The sequence below is a fragment of the Microcoleus sp. AS-A8 genome (assembly GCA_039962225.1).
GTDB lineage: Bacteria > Cyanobacteriota > Cyanobacteriia > Cyanobacteriales > Coleofasciculaceae > Allocoleopsis.
Genome location: JAMPKV010000001.1, coordinates 49,560 through 64,217 on the forward strand (window position 1 = coordinate 49,560; position 14,658 = coordinate 64,217).

Sequence of the window (14,658 nt, forward strand, 5' to 3'; positions counted from 1 at the left end):
GAACAAGTCTTTACCGTTCTTTCCTTTGTTTACTTGTCTAGCGGCTCCTAGAAATTGGAGGTACCCCATCCAGGTGCTTTTTGTGCCGCTCTCAGAACAAAGGCGGCTAACTTCTCGATTTGCTCTTGTGGCATCCAACTTTCTGAGACTTGACGGCACCAAAAGCTCAGATCGCTGCCGTCATAGGTCATGGGTGCTCTCAAGAAATTCACGATGCCATCGATATTATCACGAGGTGGTGTGGCACCCGCCAGGGTATTCAGCGCCAGAGACACGGTTGGATCTGGCAAGGTTGCTCCCCCAACATGACAATTGAGGCAATGAGCCTCAAACAGCTCTTTCCCAAAGGACAAGTCTTCGCCAGAGAACGGCTTGGTTTGACCCTTTCCATCTAACGCCAGAGAGATTGGCTCTTTGACATCGAGGTAGCGCCTAACGTAGGTATCTGTAGCCGCCTGAGCCGGTGAGCTAACCAGAAAAACGCCCAAGACAGTGATTAAACAGGCTAGTAAAAAGTGAACTGAGAACAGTTGACGCCGTAAGGCGTGTAAAACTTGAGTGATTTGGATGGATCGGGTCAGCATGAGTCGTTTATCCTTAGTCGTTGGTCATGAGTCATTAGCCATTAGTCGTTTATCCTTAGTCATCAGTCATCAGTCATGAGTACTTCAGTTTGTCAGCCCATGTCTAACGACTAGAGGAATCACCAATGACTAATGACCCCATGACCCATGACCCAATCACACAAGCTGGATATTAGTTATAGACTTTTCCACCTCCCCACATTCTGCCAAGGATTTTTGGCTGGAAGAGGATATGACCCGCGATCGCTTCCAGGTCATCATCGGTGAGATTTCTCATTTCGGGATAGATATCAGCACTCTTGAGACTGGGGTGTAATTCAGGAATTTCAGTCTCCCCGTCGTAGGTCGTGGGATTCTTCATGTAATCCACCAACGCGGCAATATTATCGCGTGGTGGCGTTGCTCCAGCCAGTGACTCAGTTCCTAACCCCACGTTGGGGTCAGTCTTCGTTCTGCCGCCACCATGACATTGTGCACAGGTATCGTTAAACAAGCGCTTGCCTTTTTGCACTTGCTGGAGGCTGAGGGTAATGGTGTCACCCGCTTCAGTGGCTTTCACCGTGCGTACTTCAGGGGTCAGTTCAACAGCGGCTGCACTCCCGACAGCGATTTGAAAGGCAAAAAAGACAACTGCCAACGCAAGCAAGATGAATCGCTTCATTCTTGGTTCTCCTTCAAAAATATGGCTCATTTGTTTTAGCTACTCAACACACGGACTCAATCTGGAGCCTATCCTCTATCTGAGGGGCATCGCCGTCAACCCAGCAATCGGCAAAAGAAGATTCTTTGGAGTGCTCTCGTAAACGCGCACTGGCTTAGTGGGAGCTTTCCCAAAGAAATTACTCACTGATGGTAGGTGGAGCTTAATCTCCCCTACTCTCGAGGTGTAACTGAACCCTCTGTTTCGGACAAAATCATAGAAATAATTGCCTTGGCATCCTCCAGAGCCAGACGGGTTTCTTGAGTTTTGTAAGCAATTCCCAACTGCTTGCATCGATGGCAAACTTCCTCAGGAGGAAGATTATACTCTGCGGCAATCTCCGCAATTGACAGGTCTGCAAACCCCATAATTATTGGCTGGCAACAAACAAGATCGAGTCTCTTAAAATATGATGCCACTCTTGCGACGCCTTTCCCTAACTTGCCAAGAGTGGGTTGGGAGCAATTGCATGGGGAGAGGGGGAACAGGAGTGGGGAGGGGGAGTGGCAGAGTGGGGGCAAGGGAGAGGGGGAGTGAGACCGTGAGGGAATAGCTCAACTTTCATCCCCCAATGATTCCGATAACTTTACCAACGTTCCTCCTCTGCCCTACTTTGTTGCTTTTCTTAGCCACCACTTCCCTTAGTGACACTCAAGCGCATCGCTTCGGGTAAGGGAAACATCGACGGTGACGTAGAGAGGGGTTGATGTAGGCGAATCAGTTGAGCCAAGGTTTTTTTCAACTGAGTGCGGGGCACGATCGCATCCACAAACCCATGCTGTAATAAATACTCAGACGTCTGAAAGTCGTCTGGCAGTTTTTCTCGCAGGGTTTGCTCAATCACCCGACGGCCGGCAAAGCCTATCGTTGCTTCAGGTTCTGCCACAATGATGTCTCCCAGCATGGCGAAGCTCGCCGTGACGCCACCTGTGGTGGGATGAGTCAGAACCGGAATGTAAAGCAGTCTGGCTTCACGATGGCGTTCTAAGGCTCCTGATATTTTGGCCATCTGCATCAGACTGAGCATCCCCTCTTGCATCCTGGCTCCCCCGGAGGCACAGATAATCACAACGGGTAGGCTGCGTAGCGTGGCATGTTCGATCAGACGGGTGAGTTTTTCGCCCACCACAGAACCCATACTGCCCCCCATAAAGCGGAAATCCATCACCCCCAACGCCAGGGGTAAGCTATCGAGTTGACCTGTGCCGGTTTGAACCGCGTCTACCAGATGGATTTTATCTTGGGTTTCTCGCAAGCGATCCGCATATTGTTTGCGATCGCGAAACTTCAAGGGATCGGTCGGACACAAATGCTCATCCAGAGGAATCCAAGTGTTAGGGTCGATCAGTTGCCCAATGCGCTCGTCACTATAGACCCGCATATGATGCTTGCATTCTAGACAGACCATTTGATTGGCTTGCAGGTCTTTTGTATAAGCCAAGACCCCGCATTCCGGGCACTTTGTCCATAGCCCGTCCGCAATCTCACGCTCCGGCCTTTCTTGATTAGTGGGTTCTGATTTTCGTCGATTTGCAAACCAATCGAATAGAGACATGAAATTTTTTTATTCCTTAATTGTTATCTGATGCCCCTGCTTGCTCCTCTTCGGGACAACTCAACAGAAGTAAGGCTGTCCATTGGTCTTGGGGGCGAACTTGCAATGCTGCGGAGCTACCCGCACCGAAATAAGGAGTTATCCCCGTATCGAGAATTCGACTTGGAATCTCATGAGCCGCTAGCACCTGCTGCATCAGCTCGGCTTCCCAGCGGGCATTAGTGGTTTTTAGGGTTATCCAGGGCACAGGTTAATCTTATCAAGACTCAAGACGCATATTTTTGGGTCAATAATACAAGGGATTGGGAATAAAGGTTAAAGTTGAAGGCTAAAGGTTAAAAATTTAGAGCCGTTTTCCCATCGATTTCAGCTCCAAGGGAAAAATAGCTGCATATAGGTAGAAACAATCACCTCACCCCAAAAAACTGTCAAGCCTGCTCCTAATGCGAGGAAAGGGCCAAAGGGCATCGGTTGTCTTCGGTCTATCCAGCCCAGAGCGATCGCGCCTGTGCCAACAAAGGCTCCTAAGGCGCAGGCGATAAACCCACTCAACAGCAGATATTTCCATCCCAACCAGGCTCCCATCATCGCCGCTAATTTAGCATCACCCCCACCCATCGCGGTTTGTCCAAACACAATCGAGCCGGCAAAGGCAATCAGATCGAATAACCAAATTCCCAGCACGGCACCGACTAGGCCAGTCATTAGCTGCTGGGACATTCCTGACCATTGAGACGAGTGGAAAAAACCGACAGTTCCTTGAAATACTAAACCCAAAATTAATCCTGATTGAGTCAAGGAATTCGGTAGGGTCAGGGTGTCTAGGTCAATTAGAGAAAGCACCAATAACCAACTCACAAAAGCCCAATATCCTAACGTTTGCCCACTAAAACCATAGAACCAAAATACCAGCAAAAACAGCAGACCCGTTACGGCCTCGACTACGGGATAGCGCCAAGAAATCCGACGTTTACAGTAACGACAACGTCCTTTCAACCACAGCCAGCCTAGGACGGGAACATTATCCCGCTTTTTTAACCGATGCAAGCAATCAGGGCAGCGAGAGGGCGGCCAAAACAGCGATAATTTTGCCGGCAGTCGGTAAACCACAACATTGAGGAAGCTGCCAAACGATGCACCTACAGCAAAAACAATTAAAGATGTTACAGCAGTAAACAGCGCTTCCATGTCATGTCCTAGGCATAGTCTTTAGTTCCTAGTTCTTAGTCTTTAGTTTAATGACCCATGACCTATAACTAATGATTCATCACTAATAAATTTCTGCCTCAAGTTGACTAAAAGGCACAAAACATTCCTGAGGCAAAAGAATCGGTCTTTTCTTAAAAATTAGCTTTCCGCGATGGGTATATCGGTCAATGGCTACACCAGTAGGACGCTGTGTGAGGTCTGGATGCACTTCATAATAAGTCCGATAAATCTGTCGAGCTGACCTCAGTAAAACGGGGTCTAGCAACATCGGGATATCCATCCGCTCTATGTAATTTTCTGGCCATTGCTGTGATGATGTATATACCACCCGCCTACCCCTATTATTTAAGCTCGACTTTAATCCAACAGCGTAATTACAGCAAGAGGCTTGAGCGCGTTTACGCGACAAGCGCCAGTCCTATGATTTAGCCTCCAGATAGTGCCTGGATCAGGGCATTTCCCATGGCTTGGCAACCCAGTGGGTTCATTCCTTCTGACATGATGTCCCCGGTGCGATCGCCTTGATCCAAAACCCTGAGTACGGCTTGCTCAATTCGGTCAGCCGCCGTCGGCTGATTTAAACCATAGCGTAGCATCATTGCTGCACTGAGAACCTGAGCTAGAGGGTTAGCTTTATCTTGTCCAGCAATATCAGGGGCAGACCCATGAACAGGTTCAAAAACCCCAGGCCCTTTTTCGCCTAAACTCGCGGAGGGTAACATCCCAATACTACCGGTCAGCATGGCCGCGGCGTCCGAGAGAATATCTCCGAACAGATTGCCCGTCACAATGGTGTCAAACTGCTTAGGTGCCCTCAAAAGCTGCATCGCAGCATTATCAACATACAGGTGAGAGAGCTCTACATCCGGATACTCAGCCGCGAGTTGAGTCATGTGTTCGCGCCACATCTGGGACACTTCCAGCACATTTGATTTATCCACCGAGCAGAGTTTTTTCCGGCGTTTTCGAGCCGTTTCAAAGGCTACCCGCCCAATTCGGTCAATTTCGGCTTCCGTATAAGCCATTGTATTGACGCCTCGCTTCTCGCCCGTTTCTGTGGTAAAAATTCCCCTGGGTTGACCAAAGTAGATCCCCCCAGTGAGTTCTCGCACCACCATAATATCAACGCCCTCCACCACCTCTCGTTTCAAACTTGAGGCATCAATCAGTTGGGGTAAAATCGTCGCGGGTCGTAGATTGGCAAATAAACCCAAACCCGCTCTGAGTCCCAACAGTCCAGTTTCAGGGCGTAAATGCCGAGGCAGTGTATCCCACTTGTATCCACCAATCGCCGCGAGTAAGACAGCCTCGCTGTTACGGCAAATTTCCAAGGTTTGGGCAGGGAGAGGTTCACCTGTTGCATCAATTGCCGCCCCCCCGATTAAGGCTTCGGTGAATTCAAACGTTATATTAAGCTGTTCACCGACAACTTTTAAGGCATCAACTGCGACTGCCATGATTTCCGGACCAATGCCATCACCTGGCAAAAGAGTTATACGGTAATGTTGTGCCATGCTGGTTGTTTGCTCCGTAGATGATGCGAGAAGTGAAATCGGTAAACAGCGGGTAACCCCAACCGGTTTAATATCATAGCGGGGAAAGGAACGGTTTCAACCATTCGTCGCATTTTCCTGTTGATCGTTTCTGCAAAACCTCCTGTCACAGAGGCTCAGGAAAAGATAGGATTGGCGTTAATTGGAGAGGAGGGGATTGGGCAGGTATTAAGTCTGAAAATTGAGCAAAAGGCTCAGAAGACTTTCCTAGTAGCCTCTTGAGGCTTAAGCTGATGCTCCCCTTAAGTGCAGGCTACGCCAATGGCTTGTGCTGTTCCACAAATCCTTCAGTTTTACTTTTTATCTGTCACAGATGGGCGAAATACCTCAGCTTTCTTGCATAAGAGGCGAACTGCAAGGAGATAAATACTATTACTAGGTAGCCATAATTGACTTGGAGCAAGAATTCTCTTGCCTTGGAGACATTATCAATGGAACTAAAGCGCTTAAATCAACTGGGCGAGTGGAATCCGCAACTGTTTCGGGAACTAAAAGGTCAACTCACTACCCGAAACCTCTTTTTGGGAGTCACTATCTCCTTAGTGTGTCAACTCTTTCTCATGCTCATGGGGAGTGAGATGGTCGGCGACAGCACGAATAGCTGGTATATCCGATGGGAGAGTGTGTTTATCATTCTCAACTGGATACTGCCTTTTCTCCTGCTAACTTGTGGGGTTTACCTGCTCATGAGTGATTTGGGGAAAGAAGAGCATCGCGGCACTCTTAACTTTATTCGCTTGAGTCCACAGTCGAGCCAAAGCATTCTGAGCGGGAAAATGCTAGGGGTTCCTGCTGTACTCTATTTGGGGATAATTCTCGCCATTCCATTGCATTTCGGCTCTGCCTTAGCAGTGGATTTCCCGTTAGGCTGGCTCTTGGAAATTTATCTCCTCTGGGGCGTCGGTTGTGGCTTGTTCTATAGTAGTGGTGTCCTGATGACATTGCTCTATGGAGCTAAAAACGGAATTCAAGCTCTAGCTTGGAGTGGTAGCTTTTTAGGCTTTTTATTGGGATGGGTTTATATTTATGTAATTAATGTCATTTTCGATAGCTCTGGGTGGAGTAATGGGTTAGGAAACTGGTACTGGTTCTCGCTGCCCGTGGGATATTCGCCACAACTTATTTTTCTGTGGATGCTGATTACTTTGAGTGTGGCAACCTACTGGATTTGGCAAGCGGCTAATCGAATTTTTCGTAACCCAAATTCAACCGTTGTGAGCAAGTCACAAAGTTACTGGTTAGTCGCTAGTGTTCAAGTGTGTCTGTTAGGGTTCTTTGTCCCACCCTTGAATGACTTTCGTCCAGATTCTCAGATATTTCTAGATTCTCAGGTCTTTCTGGGTGGACTTACTCTGTTTGTTTTCAACCCTGTAGGATTGCTCTGTATGAGTGGGGTATTGTCTCCTCGTCCCCAAGTCTTGCGAGATTGGGCACGCTATCGACACACAAGCAATTTTACTGACAAGAGTTTGTTGCATCGCTCTTTGATACAGGATTTAATTTGGGGCGAAAAGAGTCCGGGATTAGTTGCGATCGCCATTAATTTCCTGCTTACGGCTGCAATTTGGTTACCTTGGATTTTACTGGGACTCGGACAGGTTGAGTCTAACAAGGATTTCACCGTGCCAATGGCACTCTTGGGTTTACTCCTCACCCTGAATGTCATTTTGATTTATGTGGCGATCGCCCAAATCATGGTTTTTATGAGCAAATGGCAGCAATCGGCTTGGATTGTTGGTACGGTAGGGGTTTTAGTAGGAGGGTTATTGGCAATTTGGGCAACCATGGGCATGAGTCCGCTAGACATGCCGTTTTTGTGGCTGTTGTCACCCTTACCCATAGTCGCCTTTACCAATGCCTCCGCAACAACTATTTTCCTGGGTTTGCTGACTCAAGTGGGTATACTCGGATTATTAACTCTACAGTTGACACGACAATTCCAAAAGCTGGGTGAATCTACCTCAAAGAAGCTTTTTACTCAGTCACGTTCCCGACCCTTCAGTGGCGTGAAATAAAAAGCTCCAGCTAACTCAATCCCCAAGTTTTGTAGTTGAGAAAACTTTTATGGCTTTACCTAGAATCAATCAAATCGGTGAATGGAATCCGCAACTATTCCGAGAAATCAAAGGACGTCTTTTGCCCCGCAATATTCTGATTGCCACAGCCGTTTCTCTTGTCAGTCAACTCATATTGTTGATCAGTTTCTCCACTCAGCTACCGGTGCCGAACGACAGTGCGACGGCTATATCCCACCGATATTGTACGGGTACAGCAGCCTCAGAGTACGCTCTCCCTATCTGCCTTACAGATGGCTTCAATGGTTTTGTGATTAACTGGTCGCTGTGGTGGAAAGATGTATTTGTGTGGCTGAGCATTATGGGCATTTTTGCCCTGTTGGTGGTCGGCACCTATATGCTGATTGTTGACTTAGCAAAAGAAGAGCGTCGTGGCACGTTGAACTTTCTGCGCCTCACGCCTCAGTCCAGCCCAAGCATCTTGATGGGGAAAATGCTAGGAGTCCCGATGTTGCTCTATTTAGTGGGCTTTTTGGCTTTACCTTTACATTTGCTCGCTGGGTTGTCGGGTGGAATTTCCTTATCTCTGATTTTGAGTTATTACGTTGTCCTGGCTGCTAGCTGCTGGTTTTTCTACAGTGTGGCACTGCTATTGGGCTTAACAGGTAAATGGTTAGGGGGTTTTCAAGCTTGGTTGGGTAGTGGTGTGGTTCTGATGCTCCTATTCCCGATGACGATAATGCTAATGAATGGCAGCGACGCCACCGATTCTTCCTTCGACTGGTTAATGCTGTTTAATCCAGAGATGGTTTTGCCCTATTTGATGGGTTCCTATTCGCTAGATGCTTCCACTACGGCGAATTACAGCTCTACCTTACAACAGTTGACCTATTTCTTTGTGCCTGTAGGGAGCAGCATTTGGAGTATTGTGGGTTTGATGGTACTCAACTTCGGGTTGTGGTCTTACTGGATTTGGCAAGGCGTCAATCGTTGCTTCCATAATCCCACTGGTACTCTCTTAGGTAAGCAACAGAGTTACTGGCTGACGGCTTGCTTTGAGGTGGTGATTCTTGGGTTTGCCGTGAACCCGGAAGTTGGGCAAGGGGAAAGTTATACCCAAGGTGCGTTTGAGAATTTTCAGCTTATACTCGTGTTTAATCTGCTGCTGTTTTTGAGCCTGATCGCCGCGCTCAGCCCACAGCGACAAGGGATGCAAGATTGGATACGTTATCGCCACAAGCAACGTTCTGCTCACAAAAGAGGCGTATGGTTGGATTTGATCTGGGGTGAAAGAAGCCCTGCACTGGTAGCCATCGCCCTGAATTTAGCGATCGCATCTTCCATCTTGCTACCTTGGATATTGTTATGGCCTAACAGTGAACTGGAAATTCCAACACTTTTCAACATTCGAGCACTTTGGGGGCTATTAGTCAGTTCGAGCTTAACGCTTCTTTATGCGGCGGTTGCACAATTCATGCTCTTGATGAAAACGCCAAAGCGTGCTGTTTGGGCGACTACCAGCGTCGGAAGCTTGATTGTTGTACCCCCCATAATTTTCGGATTCTTGTGGATGACAGCGACGAACAACCCTGGCGTTTGGCTGTTCTCAGCCTTTCCTGGGGAGAGTTTAGCATATACCACCGGATTCAGTGTTTTTCTCGCTGTTATCGGTCAATCACTGACGTTTGCACTGTTGAGCCTCCAGCTCACGCGACAGTTGCAAAAAGTTGGGGAATCGGATCTGAAAGCGCTGCTGTCGGAGCGTTCTTCCCTAGAACTTCGTTAAAGCTCAAACGTAGGCGTTTGCCCTCTGCCTTTTGCTCATCAGCTTTCCAGTTGCAGGGTAAGAGGCTGAGGTATTTAGATGAGGCAATTTCCATGCACATCCGCATGAGAACAGATTACCGATACGCCAATCCACTTAGAATGATTTCAAGACTGTTGTCTTGTTATCTTGACTAATGGCTGAACCAATTCCACCGATTACACTCCCACCTCCTCAGAATGCCCAGCAAGAAGGGGAATGGCTGCGAGAGGCTCTTGTCACTTGGCTGGATCGCGAATTTATCCCAGAGCCAGTGAATCAGCAGATAGCCCGAAGGGCATCCCAAATCTTTGTCCGCCAACGGATGGAGGGGGAAAATGATTTGGGATCGTTGGTAATTGCGATTTTGACTGAAATGCAGGCGTTTGACTTTCGCGAGAGCTTTTATAGCGAGTTTGCGATCGCGAATGCAGTCAGTGATTTACTGTTGCAAAGCCTGGGCATTGACCGCTGTTGTGGCAATTAGGGGTTGAAGGTTGAAGGTTGAAGGTTCAAAGGCTCAGACTAATCTTTTAACTGGCAACTTGCTCTCCCTGCAACCCGCCAACCGAATAACCTACCTAATCGTGGGGGTTTGGGGAAACGACCGGAGCCTTAGGTGAGGATGCTGCGTCCATGTCCGTAAGACCCTAGCGTAGGTACATGGACTTCCCCAAGCTAAATTTAAGCGGTCAATCCCGCTCAAATTAGCAGCCTACCATGTCGCTTAATACGGGTAGAGGTTCTAAAATAATACAATGCTGACCCTCACTTACTCGTACAAAATTAATCCAACATCAGAACAAACAGCAAGTATTGACCAGACATTAGATGTGTGCCGAAAAGTCTGGAATTATGCCTTACGAGAACGCAGAGATTGGATTAATTCGCGCAAGTGCAGGGTAGACGCTTGCTCAATTCATTTGGAATATATCATTCCAGCAGATGCTCCTTACCCAGGCAAAAGTTTTCAAGAAAAGGCGCTAACAGTCGCCAAGAAAACCAATCAAGAGTTAAAGAGTATCAACGCCCAAGTGTTACAGCAAGTATTGAGGAAACTAGACACCGCATTTGAAGACATGAAGCGCAAAGGACATGGTTTCCCACGCTTCAAGAAGTTCGGACAGATGCGATCTTTCGTTTATCCTCAAATGCTGAAAGACCCTTTAGGGCTAGGCTGGGTAAAACTTCCCCAGTTAGGAAAAGTCGAAGTCATCATGCATCGATCCATCCCTAGCGGATTTGAATTGAAGCAAGCTCAGATTGTTAAGAAGGCGTCAGGGTATTACATCATGCTGTCATTGCAGCTTGATGTAAATATCCCTGACGCTCCCCCATCAGGACGCCCACTGGGAATTGATTTGGGGCTAGAAAAGTTCTTGGCAACGTCCGATGGTGAGCTAATTAAAAAACCGAAATTCTTTAAGGCTTTGGCAAGTAAGCTTAAATTGCTACAACGCCGTTTGAAGCACAAGAAAAAGGGTTCTAAGAATAAAGCCAAGCTTGCTAGGAAGATAGCCTTAGTTCACGAACAAATACACGACACCCGAAAAGATTTTCAGTACAAGTTGGCTCATCATCTATGCGACCAAGCCGGGATGATATTTGCAGAACAGTTAAACCTAAAAGGCATGGCTAAAGGGATGCTGGGTAAGCATACTTTAGATGCTGGATGGGGTCAGTTCTTACAATTGTTGTCTTGGGTCTGTTGGAAGCGTGGGGTGTATTTTGCCAAGGTAGCAGCGACAGGCACGTCGCAGACTTGTCCAGAATGTGATGCTCATGTATCCAAGAACTTATCGGTTCGAGTTCATGAGTGTCCTGAATGTGGATACAAGACTGACCGTGATGTAGCCGCCGCTCAAGTTGTCAGAAATAGAGGTGTCTCTGCCGTTGGACAGACGGTGGAAGAAATTGCCTGTGGACGGGATGCGTCGGGGGCTGGTTCGTCCAGTCTAGATGGCACCGAAAGAGACAGGAAAATCTTAGAAGCAATTCTAGGAAGCCCCTCCCATAATCGTTGATTGGGGAGGGGAGGATGTCACCAGCTAGATTTGACAACCCCTGGCAACAGACCTTGGTGTGCCCATTCCCGTAGCACATGGCGAGATAGTCCAAAATCCCGGTAGTAAGCACGCGGACGTCCCGTGACCCAACAGCGGTTCCGTAGACGGTTTGGCGCACTGTTGCGAGGCAATTGTTGCAGCTTACGGTGAGCTTCTAACTTCTCGCGCTGAGTGGTAGCATTTTCAAATTGCGCTTTGAGCTCTTCTCGCTTGTCAGCATACTTATCGATCAGCTTTTGGCGCTTTTTTTCGCGCTCAATCATGCTTTTTTTCGCCATGAATTTTTGAGTTTCCTAGAGTCCAGAAAAGACAGCATCTTCTATCTTATCCGATGGCTTCACTTGGTTGTAGGCAAAGAGGCAGCGGATTTTACAAGAGCGACCTCGATAGGCAGGGAGTTCGATAGCGCCGCACTAGGGCATAAATCGGCAAGAACACAGTCCTCACAAAGCGGTTTTCGTGCCTGACAAATCGCTCTACCGTGATAAATCAGCCGAATTGACCAATGTTCCCACTCCGCTTCGGGCAACAGGCGCATCAAATCTCGCTCAACGCGAATGGGGTCGGTATGCTCAGTCAAACCGAGTCGATGACTGAGGCGCTTGACATGAGTATCGACCGTAACACCGGCATGGATATCATAAGCATGAGCTAGAACGACATTCGCCGTTTTCCGAGCCACTCCAGGCAACTTTAAGAGTTCTTCCATGCGTTTGGGCACTTCACCCCCAAACTCGGTCATAATCATGCGGCAGGCACTTTGAATATTTTTCGCCTTGTTGCGATAAAAGCCAGTGGAACGAACTAGGGTTTCAAGTTCTTCTAAATTGGCGGCGGATAGAGCCACGGCTGTGGGAAAACGGCGAAACAACTCAGGTGTCACCTGATTCACCCGCTCATCGGTACATTGAGCTGAGAGGATAGTTGCAACTAGCAACTGTACAGGTGTTTCGTAGTTCAGCGTACAGGGCGCTTCTGGATACAAACGCTTGAGGCGAATCAATATCTCGATTGCTCGCTGCTGCTTGGCGGCCCATTTACGAGTGATGCTCATATAGTGTATGGGTAAGGAGGAATGGGTAATGAGATTACCCGTTCCCGGACAATCTTGTAGGGTCTACTTTCAAGTAAATATAGTAGGTCGGTTTTCGGTCTATTGATGTCAACGACTTTAGCGTAAATCCAACTTAGAAACTGGCGGTTTCAATGGCAACGTCACGGTAAACGTCGTCCCGCCATCGACAACACTGTCCACAATAATTTTGCCTTGGTGCGAATCCACACACTTTTTGACAATCGCCAAACCTAGACCCGTACCTGGAATTGTTTCAACATTACTGGCTCGATGAAAAGACTCGAACAGTTGAGAAACATCTTCTGTGGGAATACCGATGCCTTTATCCTGAATCCTCAAAACAGCCACATCCTCTTCACATTCGAGGTTAAATTGAATGGTGCCGCCTTGAGGGGAATATTTAACAGCATTTGATAGCAAATTCGTCAAGATTTGTCGTAGTTGTTTTTCATCTAGACAAGCCTCAGTACAATTGCCTTTTGTCAAAAAAATAATGGCTGCTTGGTTCGGGATACTAAAGCGCATTTCTTCAATGAATTCTCGGCAGAATTCTTCTAGGTTAAGAGGGGCTGGATTAAATTTCACTCGATCAGCCTCCGCTTGACCCATGAATAGTACATCACTCACTAATTCTGCCAAGTGTTTGCTACTGGTCTGAATGCGTTTGAGATGAAGAAACCTCCTCTCTTCTGTTATTTTATGACTATATTTTTCCAGGAATTCAGCAGAAGAAACTATGATGGTCAAGGGGGTACGATATTCGTGAGAAATTGTGGTAATAATTCTAGATTTAAGCTCGCTGAGTTCTCTTTCTTTTTCCAGTGTTTTACGGAGTTCTTCTTCCGCTTTTTTGCGAATCCCAATGTCCCGAAGAACCACTTGAATGGCTGGTTGCTGTTGGTAGATGAAAGGAGCTGCCGCGACTTCTACATCGATGACCGTTCCATCAAAACTCAAAAACTTCTGTTCCATCAGCTCTACTGACTTCCCCTCTTCCAGGATTTGCCGTATCCGCCCTTTAACGATTTCCCGATAGTCAGGATGTATCCTATCTAGAATCGGTTTGCCAATTAAATCCGATGGACGGGTTGCACCAAAAATCTTGGCAGCAACGCTATTCACAAAGACAAATTGCCCACCGCTATTGATAAAAATGGCATCAGGGGATAATTCCACGAGATGCCTGTAACGTTCTTCACTCTCACGCAGTCTCTCCTGTCCCTGTGCACGCTCTTGCATCTCTTTGAGCAGTTGCTCGTTGAGCTGGCGTAATTCCTGGGTACGTTCTGTAACTCGGCTTTCGAGTTCGTCCTTAGATCGTTTCAGTGCCTCTTGAACTAACTTACGCTCGGTGATGTCTTCGATTAATCCTTCCAGAATCGGCTCACCTTCCGTAGTATTGAGCGGTTGATTCAAACATAGCCAGATAGAACGACCATCGGCTCGACAAAACTGTATCTCCTGTTCCAGGTTTCCCTGTTGGAGTTCCCCGGCTGGTAGTCGTAAAAGTGCCTGCAAATCCAGAGTTCGGGCTTCCTCCAAGGAACTCACGCCCAATAAACGTAAAAACGAAGCATTCCCTTCGAGTAAATGCCCCTGCAAGGTTGAACGAAAAACCCCCACATTCAATCGATTGAGCAGTGCTTGTAGCCGCATCTGCAAACGCTCTGCTCTGCGTTGAGACTCCGCTCGTTGCCAAGCTGAACGTACTGCACTTGGCAGACGAACATAATGCTTGGCTGACTTAATCAGGTAATCATCTAACCCAGCCTTCATGGCTTCGACCGCCACTTCTTGGTTACCGCTATCTGTAAACATAATCACGGGGCAGTCAGGATAGCGTGATTTGACTTCCCTGAGTACAGTCAACCCATCGTTCCAACGGAGTTGATAATCGGTAATGACCAAATCAAAATTCCCCGCGCTTAAAGCGTGACTGAGACCGTTTGCCTCGATAATTTCCTCGATTTCAAGGTGGGGAAATTCATTGCTCAGTTCACGCCGAATTAAAACGCGGTCATCTGGACTGTCATCAATGAGAAGAAGACGGAACATGTGGTGCTTGCAGCAAATTCCCATTCAAGAAGATAAACTTCA

General features: G+C 47.6%; 15 protein-coding genes. 4 read left to right on the forward strand and 11 right to left on the reverse strand.

What is annotated here, in order from left to right; all coding sequences use genetic code 11:
• Positions 1–47 precede the first annotated feature (47 nt).
• From psbV2 to leuB, 8 genes are all read right to left on the reverse strand, one after another.
• A complete protein-coding gene (psbV2, locus tag NDI48_00195; GenBank protein ID MEP0829624.1) occupies positions 48–584 on the reverse strand; it encodes a photosystem II cytochrome PsbV2 in 537 nt (178 codons plus the stop codon).
• Positions 585–756: 172 nt separating this feature from the next.
• Entirely contained in the window at positions 757–1,245 is a 489-nt protein-coding gene (psbV, locus tag NDI48_00200) for a photosystem II cytochrome c-550 (GenBank protein MEP0829625.1), read from the reverse strand.
• A 212-nt stretch (positions 1,246–1,457) separates the two neighbouring features.
• Positions 1,458–1,652, reverse strand: coding sequence for a translation initiation factor IF-2 N-terminal domain-containing protein (locus NDI48_00205; protein ID MEP0829626.1), 195 nt, complete (start codon positions 1,650–1,652; stop codon positions 1,458–1,460).
• Between the two features lie 257 nt (positions 1,653–1,909).
• Positions 1,910–2,839 carry an acetyl-CoA carboxylase, carboxyltransferase subunit beta gene (gene accD, locus NDI48_00210; GenBank protein MEP0829627.1) on the reverse strand — a complete coding sequence of 310 codons (930 nt, stop codon included), beginning with the start codon at positions 2,837–2,839 and terminating at the stop codon, positions 1,910–1,912.
• A 16-nt stretch (positions 2,840–2,855) separates the two neighbouring features.
• Positions 2,856–3,086 carry a DUF2007 domain-containing protein gene (locus tag NDI48_00215; protein MEP0829628.1) on the reverse strand — a complete coding sequence of 77 codons (231 nt, stop codon included), beginning with the start codon at positions 3,084–3,086 and terminating at the stop codon, positions 2,856–2,858.
• A gap of 119 nt (positions 3,087–3,205) precedes the next feature.
• Positions 3,206–4,027, reverse strand: coding sequence for a prepilin peptidase (locus NDI48_00220; GenBank protein ID MEP0829629.1), 822 nt, complete (start codon positions 4,025–4,027; stop codon positions 3,206–3,208).
• A gap of 82 nt (positions 4,028–4,109) precedes the next feature.
• Entirely contained in the window at positions 4,110–4,376 is a 267-nt protein-coding gene (locus tag NDI48_00225) for a hypothetical protein (protein ID MEP0829630.1), read from the reverse strand.
• Between the two features lie 97 nt (positions 4,377–4,473).
• On the reverse strand, positions 4,474–5,562 hold the full coding sequence (leuB, locus tag NDI48_00230) for a 3-isopropylmalate dehydrogenase (protein ID MEP0829631.1): 1,089 nt from the start codon (positions 5,560–5,562) through the stop codon (positions 4,474–4,476).
• Positions 5,563–6,032: 470 nt separating this feature from the next.
• Between leuB and NDI48_00235 the strand changes: the two genes are divergently transcribed.
• The 4 genes from NDI48_00235 to NDI48_00250 all read left to right on the forward strand — a co-directional run bounded on the left by NDI48_00235 (position 6,033) and on the right by NDI48_00250 (position 11,444).
• Positions 6,033–7,616: a hypothetical protein gene (locus NDI48_00235; GenBank protein MEP0829632.1), complete on the forward strand. Its 1,584-nt coding sequence runs from the start codon at positions 6,033–6,035 to the stop codon at positions 7,614–7,616.
• Between the two features lie 49 nt (positions 7,617–7,665).
• Positions 7,666–9,402, forward strand: a complete 1,737-nt coding sequence (locus NDI48_00240) for an ABC transporter permease (protein MEP0829633.1) — start codon at positions 7,666–7,668, stop codon at positions 9,400–9,402.
• 175 nt (positions 9,403–9,577) lie between these two features.
• Positions 9,578–9,907 carry a hypothetical protein gene (locus NDI48_00245; GenBank protein MEP0829634.1) on the forward strand — a complete coding sequence of 110 codons (330 nt, stop codon included), beginning with the start codon at positions 9,578–9,580 and terminating at the stop codon, positions 9,905–9,907.
• 271 nt (positions 9,908–10,178) lie between these two features.
• On the forward strand, positions 10,179–11,444 hold the full coding sequence (locus NDI48_00250; GenBank protein ID MEP0829635.1) for a transposase: 1,266 nt from the start codon (positions 10,179–10,181) through the stop codon (positions 11,442–11,444).
• Positions 11,445–11,461: 17 nt separating this feature from the next.
• Here NDI48_00250 and rpsN read toward each other — a convergent pair whose 3' ends face one another.
• The 3 genes from rpsN to NDI48_00265 form a co-directional block, all read right to left on the reverse strand.
• Positions 11,462–11,764 (reverse strand): 30S ribosomal protein S14, encoded by a 303-nt coding sequence (rpsN, locus tag NDI48_00255; protein ID MEP0829636.1) that lies wholly within the window; start codon positions 11,762–11,764, stop codon positions 11,462–11,464.
• 59 nt (positions 11,765–11,823) lie between these two features.
• Positions 11,824–12,540 carry an endonuclease III gene (gene nth, locus NDI48_00260; protein ID MEP0829637.1) on the reverse strand — a complete coding sequence of 239 codons (717 nt, stop codon included), beginning with the start codon at positions 12,538–12,540 and terminating at the stop codon, positions 11,824–11,826.
• Positions 12,541–12,657: 117 nt separating this feature from the next.
• The gene (locus NDI48_00265) at positions 12,658–14,616 is read right to left on the reverse strand and encodes a PAS domain S-box protein (GenBank protein MEP0829638.1); all 1,959 of its coding nucleotides are present in this window, start codon (positions 14,614–14,616) and stop codon (positions 12,658–12,660) included.
• Between the last annotated feature and the right edge of the window lie 42 nt (positions 14,617–14,658).